Annotated in this window: 13 protein-coding genes; 12 read left to right on the forward strand and 1 reads right to left on the reverse strand. The window is 36.5% G+C overall.

Annotation, left to right across the window (positions count from 1 at the left end; all coding sequences use genetic code 11):
* From atpH to PHF10_04930, 12 genes are all read left to right on the forward strand, one after another.
* Positions 1–402 (forward strand): ATP synthase F1 subunit delta, encoded by a 402-nt coding sequence (gene atpH, locus PHF10_04875; GenBank protein ID MDD5535053.1) that lies wholly within the window; start codon positions 1–3, stop codon positions 400–402.
* Between the two features lie 34 nt (positions 403–436).
* Positions 437–1,960, forward strand: coding sequence for a F0F1 ATP synthase subunit alpha (atpA, locus tag PHF10_04880; protein ID MDD5535054.1), 1,524 nt, complete (start codon positions 437–439; stop codon positions 1,958–1,960).
* Between the two features lie 3 nt (positions 1,961–1,963).
* Positions 1,964–2,878: an ATP synthase F1 subunit gamma gene (gene atpG / locus PHF10_04885; protein MDD5535055.1), complete on the forward strand. Its 915-nt coding sequence runs from the start codon at positions 1,964–1,966 to the stop codon at positions 2,876–2,878.
* Between the two features lie 168 nt (positions 2,879–3,046).
* Entirely contained in the window at positions 3,047–4,438 is a 1,392-nt protein-coding gene (atpD, locus tag PHF10_04890; protein ID MDD5535056.1) for a F0F1 ATP synthase subunit beta, read from the forward strand.
* A 6-nt stretch (positions 4,439–4,444) separates the two neighbouring features.
* The gene (gene atpC / locus PHF10_04895; GenBank protein MDD5535057.1) at positions 4,445–4,885 is read left to right on the forward strand and encodes an ATP synthase F1 subunit epsilon; all 441 of its coding nucleotides are present in this window, start codon (positions 4,445–4,447) and stop codon (positions 4,883–4,885) included.
* A gap of 158 nt (positions 4,886–5,043) precedes the next feature.
* A complete protein-coding gene (locus PHF10_04900) occupies positions 5,044–5,334 on the forward strand; it encodes a hypothetical protein (GenBank protein ID MDD5535058.1) in 291 nt (96 codons plus the stop codon).
* Positions 5,331–5,681, forward strand: coding sequence for a hypothetical protein (locus tag PHF10_04905; protein ID MDD5535059.1), 351 nt, complete (start codon positions 5,331–5,333; stop codon positions 5,679–5,681). The genes PHF10_04900 and PHF10_04905 overlap by 4 nt, the downstream gene beginning before the upstream one ends.
* A 72-nt stretch (positions 5,682–5,753) precedes the next feature.
* Positions 5,754–7,493, forward strand: a complete 1,740-nt coding sequence (gene cyaB / locus PHF10_04910) for a class IV adenylate cyclase (protein MDD5535060.1) — start codon at positions 5,754–5,756, stop codon at positions 7,491–7,493.
* Between the two features lie 267 nt (positions 7,494–7,760).
* Complete coding sequence (locus PHF10_04915; protein ID MDD5535061.1) at positions 7,761–8,744, forward strand: methionine adenosyltransferase domain-containing protein; 984 nt, start codon at positions 7,761–7,763, stop codon at positions 8,742–8,744.
* A 58-nt stretch (positions 8,745–8,802) separates the two neighbouring features.
* Positions 8,803–9,519, forward strand: a complete 717-nt coding sequence (locus PHF10_04920; protein ID MDD5535062.1) for a phosphoglycerate mutase family protein — start codon at positions 8,803–8,805, stop codon at positions 9,517–9,519.
* Between the two features lie 70 nt (positions 9,520–9,589).
* Positions 9,590–9,916, forward strand: a complete 327-nt coding sequence (locus tag PHF10_04925) for a hypothetical protein (GenBank protein MDD5535063.1) — start codon at positions 9,590–9,592, stop codon at positions 9,914–9,916.
* Positions 9,913–10,458 (forward strand): phosphoesterase, encoded by a 546-nt coding sequence (locus tag PHF10_04930; protein MDD5535064.1) that lies wholly within the window; start codon positions 9,913–9,915, stop codon positions 10,456–10,458. The genes PHF10_04925 and PHF10_04930 overlap by 4 nt, the downstream gene beginning before the upstream one ends.
* 52 nt (positions 10,459–10,510) lie before the next feature.
* Here PHF10_04930 and PHF10_04935 read toward each other — a convergent pair whose 3' ends face one another.
* On the reverse strand, positions 10,511–11,236 hold the full coding sequence (locus tag PHF10_04935; protein ID MDD5535065.1) for a ZIP family metal transporter: 726 nt from the start codon (positions 11,234–11,236) through the stop codon (positions 10,511–10,513).
* Positions 11,237–11,360 lie beyond the last annotated feature (124 nt).

Raw genomic sequence — 11,360 nt, forward strand, 5'->3', positions numbered from 1 at the left:
ATGAAAATTTCCGCTCGACAATATGCCGAGAGTTTGGCTCAATCCATCTCTTCAAAAAGCAAGCCTGAAATGGCGGTGATTTTGGATAATTTCGCCAAAATTATGATGGAAAATCGGGATTTAAATCGATTGAATGAGATTCTGTCTGCTTTTTCCAAAATTTGGGATAAGAATCAGGGAGAATTGGCGGTTGAATTTACCGGCGCTCGAGCTATTTCGGAAAAAACCAAAAAAGAAATTGAAGAATATTTAAAATTGAAAACCGGCGCACAAAAAATAGTTTTAACCGAAAAAACAGATGAAGATATTCTAGGCGGCCTTGTTCTGCGTTATGAAGACAAAGTGATCAATGCTAGCTTGAAACAATCTTTGCAGGATTTAAAAAACGAAATGAATAAATAGAACAAATAATAAAAATAATAATTTTATAAAAAATATGTCAAATACGAAAGATTTCATCATTGAACAGCTTAAAAGCCGAATTTCCGGTTATCAAGCTGAAGCCAAAGAACAGACGGTCGGTCGAGTTTTAAAAATTTCCGACGGTATTGCTTTGATTTCAGGATTGTCCGATGCCATGATGTCTGAAATTTTAATTTTTAAATCCAACGGACAAGAAATTGTCGGCGTGGCTTTAAACTTGGAAGAAAATTTGGTCGGAGCTATTATCTTGGGTGAATTTGCAGTTATTAAAGAAGGTGATGAAGTGGTTTGCACCAAAAGAATTTTGGAAGTTCCGGTTGGTCCGAATTTAGTCGGACGCGTAGTTGATCCATTGGGCGCTCCGCTTGACGGAAAAGGAAAAATTGAAGCGGCTAAATTTTATCCGGTTGAAAAAATCGCCCCGGGTGTTATTACCCGCGCCAAGGTTAAAGATCCTGTTCAAACCGGTATTAAAGCCATTGATGCCATGATTCCAATCGGCCGCGGTCAGAGAGAATTGATTATCGGCGATCGCCAAATCGGAAAAACAGCCATTGCGATTGATGCTATTATCAATCAAAAAGGCCAGAATATGAAATGTATTTATGTGGCCATTGGACAAAAAGAATCAAAAATAGCCAATATCGTTGCTAAGTTGGAAGAAGCCGGAGCCATGAGTTATACGACCATTGTTTTGGCCGGTGCTTCAAATTCAGCTTCATTATTATATATTGCTCCTTATGCCGGTTGCGCCATGGCTGAATATTTTTTAGATCAAGGCGAAGATGTCTTGATTATTTATGATGATTTATCCAAACACGCGGTCGCTTATCGTGAAATTTCTTTATTATTGCGCAGACCGCCGGGACGCGAAGCTTATCCGGGTGATGTATTTTATCTTCATTCCAGATTATTGGAACGTTCCTGCAAATTAAATGCTGATTTTGGCGGCGGTTCCATTACCGCTTTGCCGATTATTGAAACTCAAGCCGGCGATGTTTCGGCTTATATTCCAACCAATGTTATTTCCATTACTGACGGCCAAATTTATTTGGAACCTGATTTATTTTATCAGGGCCAGCGTCCGTCCGTAAATGCCGGTTTGTCAGTTTCTCGCGTCGGTTCAACAGCTCAAATTAAAGCCATGAAAAAAGTAGCCGGAAAAATGCGTTTGGAAGCCGCTCAATATCGCGAACTGGCCGCGTTTGCCCAATTCGGTTCTGACCTGGATACTGATACTAAAAATAAATTGGAAAGAGGCAAGAGATTGTATGAAATTTTCAAACAAGATCAATATTTGCCCGTTCATGTCGCCAAACAAGTTCTGATTTATTATGCTTTGATTAACGGCTATGTTGATAATGTTCCGGTGGAAAAAACCAGAGAATTTGAACAAGGACTGATGAAATACGCAGATTTGAATAATCAAGTTTTGAATTTAATTGAAGAAAAAAAAGAATTAACCGAAGAAGTGGAGGTTAAAATAAAAAAATTAATTGACGATTATAAAGCCACTCTGGATTATTTGACTAAGTAATATATGGCCAAGACCAAAGAAATATCTCGGCGCATCAAATCCGTTTCCAATACCAAAAAAATCACCAAAGCAATGGAAATGGTGGCGGCGTCAAAAATGAGAAAAGCGGTGGAAGCCGTGCTTAAAACTCGCACTTATGCAAATTTAAGTTGGGAGATGGTTTTACGTTTGGCAAAAATTTCCGCAGGCAATAATGAAATCGGACATCCGCTTTTAACCAAAAAAAAGGAAATAAAAAAAGCCGCCTTGATTTTAATTTCTTCCAATCGCGGTTTATGCGGCGGATTTAACGCCGCGGTTATCAATAGAGCGAAAGAATCATTAAAAAAACATAATTTGGAAACTGATATTATTTTAGTCGGCAAAAAGGGGAGTATTATGGCTCAGCAAAAATATAATATTGCGGCAGAATTTCCCAAATCTGATTTGGTCTTATCAGCAGCCGAAACCAACCCTATTGCTCGGATGGCAATTAATGATTATTTATCGGGCAAATATGACAAAGTGATGCTTGTTTATACTGATTTTGTCAGCGGTGTAAAACAAATTCCTCGAGTCAAACAGCTTTTGCCGATAAATATTGAATTTCAAGATCAATATTTGGGCATGGCTGAAAAAGAAGAAAAAGAAAAAAAACATTTTCAATCTGAAGAATTTACATATGAATATACTTTTGAGCCGACTCCGACAGAAGTTTTGGATCGGATTGTGCCTCGCTTGATTGAAGTTCAATTATATCAGGCCTTGTTGGAATCAAATGCTTCGGAACACAGCGCTCGAATGGCCGCCATGCATCAAGCAACCGAATCAGCGTCTGATATGGTTAACGAATTGACTTTGTTCTACAACAAGGCGCGTCAATCAAATATTACGGCTGAAATTGCCGAAATCAGCGCCGGAGCAAATGCCCTGTCCTAAAAATTAAAAGTGAAAAAATCAAAATGAAAAATGACAGAGCAAAATTCAAAAATAATAAAAGTCAAAATGAATTTTATTATTTTGATAATTTTACATTTTAATTTGTCATTTTAATCTTTGATTTTTAAATTTTGAATTAAAATTAATTAATTATTATTTTAAGAATATATGTCTGAAAAGAAAAACATTGGAATAATCAAACAAGTCATCGGCGTAGTCGTTGATGTCTATTTTGCTGAAAAACTTCCGGAAATTTACCATGTTTTGGAAGTAAATAATAACGGAAAACGGTTGGTTTTGGAAGTTGCCCAGCATACAGGATCTAATTTGGTCAGAACTATTGCCATGGGAACTACCGATGGTATAAAAAGAGGCGATGAAGCCATTGATACCGGAGAGATGATCAGCGTTCCGGTCGGCAAAGAAACTTTGGGCAGAATTTTTAATGTTTTGGGTGAAGTGGTGGATGGCGGCAAAGAAGTTAAAACTGAAAAAAAATATCCGATTCATCGCGCGGCTCCGAAATTTATTGATCAATCCATTAAAACTGAAATTTTGGAAACCGGAATTAAAGTTATTGATTTGATTTGTCCGATTGTCAAAGGCGGAAAAGTCGGAATGTTTGGCGGAGCAGGCGTGGGTAAAACGGTTATTATTCAAGAGTTGATTCATAATATTGCTTCTGAACATGGCGGTTATTCTGTTTTTGCCGGCGTCGGCGAACGTACGCGCGAAGGCAATGATTTGTATAATGAATTTAAAGAAAGCGGCGTTATTGATAAAGTTTCAATGGTTTTTGGCCAAATGAATGAACCGCCCGGATCTCGCGCTCGCGTGGCTTTATCCGGTCTTTCCATTGCGGAATATTTCCGCGACGAACAAAATCAAGACGTGTTATTTTTTGTTGATAATATTTTTCGTTTCACTCAAGCCGGTTCTGAAGTATCAGCTTTATTGGGTCGTATGCCAAGCGCGGTCGGTTATCAGCCGACTTTGGCGACTGAAATGGGAGAACTTCAAGAAAGAATCGCTTCCACAAAAAATGGTTCAATCACTTCAATTCAAGCGGTTTACGTACCGGCCGACGATTTAACCGATCCGGCTCCGGCTACTACTTTTACGCATCTTGATTCAACTGTGGTCTTGTCCCGTTCTTTATCGGAATTGGGAATTTATCCGGCCGTGGATCCTCTTGATTCTTCTTCAATTATTTTGGATCCGAAAATTGTCGGAGCGCAGCATTATGAAGTCGCCCGCGGCGTACAGAAAATTTTACAGCGCTATCGCGATTTGCAGGATATCATCGCCATTTTGGGTATGGAAGAATTGTCCAATGAAGATAAATTAATAGTTTCTCGAGCCAGAAAAGTTCAGAGATTTTTATCTCAGCCTTGTTTCGTGGCTGAAACTTTCACCGGCCATCCTGGCAAATATGTCAAATTAGCCGATACAATCAGAAGCTTTAAAGAAATTCTAGACGGCAAACATGACGATAAAGGTGAAGGTGATTTTTATATGAAAGGCAGCATTGATGACGTTATCGCCAGTATTAAAAAATAATTTTTTATGCCAACTGATAAAAAAACAATTGAATTTGAAATTGTTACTCCGGAAAGAGTGGTTTTGAAAGAAGAAGTTTTTCAAGCTACGATTCCGACTCAATCGGGCGAAATTACCATTTTGCCGGATCATATTCCGTTGGTTTCAATTTTGAATCCGGGCGTTATTGAACTCAAAAAACCGAGCGGTGAAAATGAAATTATTTCGGTTTCCGGCGGTTTTGTGGAAATCCTGAAAAATAAAATTATTATTTTGGCCGATACGGCAGAACTGGCCGTTGAACTTGACGAACAAAGGATTGAAGAAGCCAGAAAAAGAGCGGAAGAAATTAAAAAAAGCAAAGACATTGATGATGTTCAATTCGCGGAAATCAGCAGCAAGATTGAAAAACAATTGGCTCGTTCCAAGGCGGCCAAAAGATGGCGCAATTTAAAAAATATTAAATAAATCAAAGTTAAATCACTTGATACCACTTTTTCACGGCCGTGAAAAAGTGGTATTTTATTTTTTTGCTTATCAACTTATTCGCTTATCAGCTTATTAACTGAAAACGGGGTTGACATTTTTTAAAAATTTTGTTATATTTTTTTTAAAAGGAGGAAATCATGAGCAAAAAAAATAATATCGATAAGTTCGTTAAAGAAGTCGGGAATACGATAAAAATACTGATGACTCGGTGCGAAAAAGCAGGAATGAAGAAAAAGACTATTCAAAAATTTTTTGCCGGGGAAGAAGTTATAAACTGCCCTCATTGCAAGACCATGAATATGGTTGAATCGCATTATGACAAAAAAGAAGAATGGTCAATGTATAAATGTTTGGCCTGCAAAAAAACACTTCTTAAAGATTGGAAAAAAATCTCGCCTATTATTGTCAAGAAAGGAGGTGAAAAATGAAAGCAGAAAAATGTTCATCGTTTTATCGGGAAAATCAAAAATTAATTGATTTACAGGATAAAATCAATGAGCAATCTAAAAAAGTGAATGAATTACAGGCGAAAAAAAGCGAGTTGCTGAAAAAAAAGGCTGAAAAATTCAGGGAATTCGCGGGAAAACGGGTTGAAATATGCTGGAATGAAGGTGACTGGAAAGGTAAAATCAGGTGTACTTTAAGTGAAGTCGTAGAACCTCATGAATTCAGCTTGATATGCAAGATGAATTCTAATAAAACCGTACAGTTCCTACGCGGTCCTTACAGACAGATGTTCTTTATAGAAAATATTACAAGGATAAAGGAAGTTTAATTTAAAGGGTCCGCAATAATTCGCGGGCCTTTTCTTATTGATTTTTTAGCCGAGATTGATATAATTAAAAATATGAATTCAATAAATAATCCTGAATTAAAACAAAACATTCCTGTTCAAGAAAAAATAAAAAAACTGCCAAAAGAAATAGAGAGAAAATTTTTTATTTCATCTCTTCCTGAAAATTTGGAAGATTTTCCACACGAAGAAGTAATGCAAGGATATATCGCGCTTGCCGAAGACGGAACCGAAATACGACTGAGAAAAAGAGGAGATAAATATTTTCAAACCGTTAAAAACGGCGCGGGCAAGATCAGAACGGAATTGGAAATTGAAATTACCGAAGAACAATTTAACGCGCTCTGGATTACGACCGAAGGCAAAAGATTGGAAAAAATAAGATATAAGATACCTTATGAAGCAGGTGTTATTGAGCTTGATGTTTATCAAGGCAATTTAAAGGGATTGGTCACTGCAGAAATGGAATTTAAATCAGAAAAAGACAGTGATAAATTCATTCCGCCTCAATGGTTTGGCGAAGAAGCGACGAATAATGAAAAATATAAAAATCAATATTTGGCGATTCATGGACTTCCTGAAAATAAAAAAATATTGCAGGAAACAAAAGAGGTCTCAAATATTCCTGAATACGACTTGGAGCAAGGAGTTGGAAAACTTTCTTCTCTGATTAATGAAAAATTATCCCAGCAAACAAATCCGGTTATAGTTGAAATTGCCGGCGGTTCCGCTTCTGGAAAAACAAGCGCGGTGGCAAAAAAAGTTAAAGAACTTTTTGACGACAAGGCGCTGATTTTTTCAATGGATGATTATTATCGCGGCAAAAAATTCATGGATAAAGAAGCTGAAAAAGGAAATATTTTAAATTGGGACCAACCCGAGGCTTTAAACCTTGAATTGCTTAAAGAACATTTGCAAAAATTAGAACAAGGAAAATCAATTCAAAAACCGATTTACAATTTTAAAGAAGCCGAATCAACAGGAACGGAAGAAGTACAACCCAATAAAGTGGTTATCGTTGAAGGATTATTCGCACTTAATGAATCAATAGCGCCGGAAGGCGACATTAAAGCTTTTGTTGATATCGGAACTCATGGCAGAATTTTAAGAAGACTTTTGCGAGATGTGGAAAGAACGGGTCAAAAACCGATTGATATTTTAAAATATTTTTCAGAAGTGGTGGAACCGATGCACGAAAAACATATTCAAAATACCAAGAAAAACGCGGATATTATAATAAAAAACGAATATAGTCCCAAAATAGAAGCGCAAAAATCCGGTTTGCACGAGATTCAATTGAAATTCAGCGCTGAGATTGATCCTGAATTTTTGCGTAAAATGGGCGCGGAACGGCTGGGATCCACTACGCAAACAGATTATTATTATAATCCCAAAGATAGAAATTTAATTGAAACTGACGAAGTTTTAAGAATTCGGGATGAAGGCGAATATAAAATTCTCACTTATAAAGGGCCAAGAATTGAATCTGATTTCAGAGAGAGGCCAAAATTTGAATTTGAAATAGATGCTGAAACGGAGAAAAAATTCTTATCGGTTTATGGAGATAAAATAAAAACAATTAAAAAAGAAAGAGTTTTATATCAACTCGGTGGTGTGATTTTTTCAGTTGATTCAGTCGCGAAAATAGAAGACGGTAAAAAAATAAATTTGGGAAAATTTGTGGAAATCAGGTCAACGGACAAAGAAACAAATGAAAAAGAAATAAAAGAGACCATATCAAAACTGGGATTTTCATTGGACGACAGTATTAAAAAATCTTATTTTGAAATGTAATAATATTCGCAGTAAAATTTTCCACAGGCCAGCCATTGCATTTAATTTTTTTTTATTTTACAATTAACTTACAATTTAATTTAGTTTATCAAGAGAGGCGCGGAGTTTCCGAGTAAAATCGGAATGCGGGAACAAAACCCGATGATGCGTCCGGCAACCCCGGAGACAATAATCCCGGAAGGTGCTAAAGAACCCGAAAGGGAAGATAATAGTCCAAATCTTTCATTCTTTCGGGAATGAATTTTTTTAATTATTAAATAAAAATGTATGATGCAAAAAATTAAAACAGCCGAGAGCGTCGCCATCGGCCATCCGGATAAAATCTGTGATCAAATCAGCGACGCAATTTTAGACGCATGTTTAAAAGTTGACCCTAATTCGCGCGTGGCGATAGAAACCATGGGTGGACATGGTTGTGTTTATGTAATGGGCGAAATAACCAGTCATGCCAATCCGAATTACGTTTTAATCGCGAAAAAAGTTTATAAAGATTGCGGATACAAAGACAAAGTTAAAGTTTTTGTTAATGTGGCAAAACAATCGCCGCAAATAAAAGCCGGAGTTGATATTGGTGGCGCGGGTGATCAGGGAATAATGGTCGGTTACGCCTGCGATGAAACAAAAGAAATGATTCCTTCGGAAGTTTTAATGTCTCGTCAATTGACAAAAGCAATGGGCGCGCGCGACGGTAAAAGCCAAGTAACGCTCAATGGTAAAAAAATAGAAAAAATTATTACCAGTGTTTGCGGTGAAAATTACCCAAAAAAATTAATTGATTTATTAACAAAATGGGGGATAAAAAACAATGATAAACGTTGGCTTAAAAATCCTGCCGGAAAATGGACGTTTGGCGGATTTAAGGCTGATACCGGATTAACCGGCCGAAAATTAATTGTTGATAATTACGGACCGAATATTTCAATCGGCGGCGGAAGTTTTTCGGGTAAAGACGCCACAAAAGTTGACAGATCGGCCGCCTATATGGCGCGCAAAGTAGCCGTGGACTTGCTTAAAAAATACAAAGCTCAAGAAGTTTTTGTGAAATTGGCTTATGCGATCGGAGTGGCAAAACCGGTTATGGCAACCGCGGAATTGAATTTTAAAAATAAACCGACAAAATTCATATCGCACATTGAAGGATATAATTTAACGCCGGCGGAAATTATCAAATATTTGGATTTGCAAAAACCGATTTTCAGAGAAACCGCCAAATACGGACATTTTGGCAATGGGTTTAAATGGGATATTTAATCTTGATTAAAAGATGTTTTTTTGCTACACTTAATTTATAATAATAAAATAAAATAATATGTCTGAAGAAAACATCTTAAAACAAAAATGGCCGAACAGATTGGTAATTGTGCGTCACGGCCTGTCTGTTTACAACGAAGAAAGAGAATTAATCAACCGGGGCGTTTTGAAAACTTATACCAATAAGGTGAAAAGTGTTCGCAACGCCGATGTGCATTTGTCTAAAATCGGGAAAAAACAAGCTTTCAAAACAGGACTGGGATTAAAAAAAGATTATAAAAGTTTTGATTTAATTTTTGCTTCACCTTTTAAAAGAGCTCAAGATACGGCTAAAATTATTGCCCGTAATTTTTCAAAAACCAGATTTGTCATTGAAGAACGAGTCAGGGAAAAAGAATTCGGTATTGCCGACGGTTTAACCGCTGAAGAAATAAAAAAAATATTTCCGTACGAATATGAACGCAAGGAAAAAGAAAAAAAATATTATTATCGGCCAATCGGCGGCGAATCTTATCCGGATGTTAATTTGCGAGTCTGGTCATTTTTAACATCAATAGTGAGAGAATATTCAGGAAAAGATATTATGGTGGTTTGCCATTCCGCAGTTATGCTGTCATTTAGAAAATTGATGGAAAAATTCACTGAAGCGGAATTATTAAAAATAGACCGGGAAGACGATATTAAAAATTGCGCCATAATTGCTTATCAATTTAATCCGAATTTAAAGCCAAAACCAAAAATGGCGCTCAAAGTATATAATAAAATTTACTGGTAAAATATAAATTGACAAAAAAAATTATCGGATTAAAATTAAATTAAGTTCTTTAAAAGGGAGGATATAAAAAATGAAAATATCTGAGATGGAATCAGGCGTAACCTATATTATTTGTCCTGATAAAAAATGTAAATTATTTTGGGACACAACCAGGCCATGTCCTTGCGATGGCAAATGTCCACATGGGAAAAAAGTAAAACTGGTGATTATTTGCCTCAATTGCCACGGAATGATTGTTCTGCCCGGTAATCATTGTTCTTGGTGCCGGATAGATCATGCTTGTCCAAATGGCATGAATGCGATGAATTTCAGGATGAGCGGCAAATATCAACTTTTACATAAAATGCCGCGTAAACAACAAAAAACCAGAAAAAAAGGAGGTGAAAAATGTCGATGATATATTTTACGGCAGATACTCATTTCGGCCACACCAATATTATTAAGTACTGCAATCGTCCTTTTAAAAGCGTGGACGAAATGAACGAATCTCTTATTGAGGAATGGAACAAAGTTGTAGGCGAGGATGATACCATTTATCATCTCGGAGATTTCAGTTGGGATGACATTGAATTGGTAAAAAGTATTTTGAAACGGCTCAACGGAAAAAAATTTTTCTGTTTCGGTTCTCATGATAAGCATATGTCTCAACTGTCCGGATATTTTAAAGAAATGAAAGAATCTTTTTTAATAAAAACTGAGGAAGACCAATTCATTTTTTTAAACCATTATATCCACAAAGAATGGCATCTGTCGCATTACGGAGCCTGGCATTTATTCGGACATTCTCATGGCAGAATGGATGATTACGCAAAAGAAGAAGGCAAGTTATTGGATGTAGGCGTTGATTCTCATAATTTCAAACCTTGGTCTCTTGATGAGGTTAAAAAAATTATGGAGAGCCGGCCATTGAATTTCAATGACCGAAGAAGATTTAAATAAAACATAAGGCCAGCTTATTAAAAATAGCTGGCTTTTTTACTTGTAAAAAATTTTAAACCAATCGAGTGATAATAAAAATAAATAAAACGCCAAGACAAGTCAGACAAATTAATTTAGGAGAGCTGTGCTTGCTGTGCGCTTCGGGTAAAATGTCGCTGGCGCCGATGTACAATAAAAATCCGGCGAAAAATCCCAGATACCAAATTAAAAAATGCGGAGGAATAATAAATAAAAATGTTGAAAGCACTCCCAGTACCGGAGCCAAAGCATCAAAGAATAAAAACATCTTTGATTTTTTCATATTATTTTTATTGGCCAGCATAAAAGTAATGGTATTCATGCCGTCGGTAAAATCATGAGAAATAACGGCAATGGCCACCAATAAACCAATTGCTTGGTTTACTTGAAACGCAAAACCAATACTGACTCCGTCCATAAAACTGTGTCCGATCAAGGCCAGCGCCGAAAATACACCGACTTGCGGATGTTTGTGTTCGGCATAATCTGTTTCGTGCGTATGATGAATTAAAATTGTTTTTTCCAAAATATGAAATAAAAGAAAACCGATCACCAGGGCAATCATCGGTTCAATGGGCGGATATTTGTTAATGCCGACTTCGGTTATAATTTCCGGTAAAATATCAAAAGCCACCACGCCCAACAATACGCCGGCGGTAAATCCCATTATCAAATGAAGGCGATTTTTAAATTTAATGGCCAATAAACCTCCGGCCAAGGTGGAAACAAAGGTAATAATGGCTAAAATAATGATTTCCATATAGGATTATATTATAGTAAATCTACATTTATTTCAATAGACCGAGGATTTATTTATATCAATAAATCCTTTTAAAATAAGGTTAAATCAGGCAATGGAGTTATCCCCAGTCAAGAGTAAAATT

The sequence above is a fragment of the Patescibacteria group bacterium genome (assembly GCA_028716665.1).
Lineage (GTDB): Bacteria > Patescibacteriota > Patescibacteriia > UBA2591 > JAQUPP01 > JAQUPP01.

What these genes read in the sequence shown, in the direction of transcription:
- atpH (MDD5535053.1), top strand. Translation starts at nt 1, where the DNA reads ATGAAAATTTCCGCTCGACAATATGCCGAGAGTTTGGCTCAATCCATC.
- atpA (MDD5535054.1), top strand. Translation starts at nt 437, where the DNA reads ATGTCAAATACGAAAGATTTCATCATTGAACAGCTTAAAAGCCGAATT.
- atpG (MDD5535055.1), top strand. Translation starts at nt 1,964, where the DNA reads ATGGCCAAGACCAAAGAAATATCTCGGCGCATCAAATCCGTTTCCAAT.
- atpD (MDD5535056.1), top strand. Translation starts at nt 3,047, where the DNA reads ATGTCTGAAAAGAAAAACATTGGAATAATCAAACAAGTCATCGGCGTA.
- atpC (MDD5535057.1), top strand. Translation starts at nt 4,445, where the DNA reads ATGCCAACTGATAAAAAAACAATTGAATTTGAAATTGTTACTCCGGAA.
- PHF10_04900 (MDD5535058.1), top strand. Translation starts at nt 5,044, where the DNA reads ATGAGCAAAAAAAATAATATCGATAAGTTCGTTAAAGAAGTCGGGAAT.
- PHF10_04905 (MDD5535059.1), top strand. Translation starts at nt 5,331, where the DNA reads ATGAAAGCAGAAAAATGTTCATCGTTTTATCGGGAAAATCAAAAATTA.
- cyaB (MDD5535060.1), top strand. Translation starts at nt 5,754, where the DNA reads ATGAATTCAATAAATAATCCTGAATTAAAACAAAACATTCCTGTTCAA.
- PHF10_04915 (MDD5535061.1), top strand. Translation starts at nt 7,761, where the DNA reads ATGATGCAAAAAATTAAAACAGCCGAGAGCGTCGCCATCGGCCATCCG.
- PHF10_04920 (MDD5535062.1), top strand. Translation starts at nt 8,803, where the DNA reads ATGTCTGAAGAAAACATCTTAAAACAAAAATGGCCGAACAGATTGGTA.
- PHF10_04925 (MDD5535063.1), top strand. Translation starts at nt 9,590, where the DNA reads ATGAAAATATCTGAGATGGAATCAGGCGTAACCTATATTATTTGTCCT.
- PHF10_04930 (MDD5535064.1), top strand. Translation starts at nt 9,913, where the DNA reads ATGATATATTTTACGGCAGATACTCATTTCGGCCACACCAATATTATT.
- PHF10_04935 (MDD5535065.1), bottom strand. Translation starts at nt 11,236, where the DNA reads ATGGAAATCATTATTTTAGCCATTATTACCTTTGTTTCCACCTTGGCC.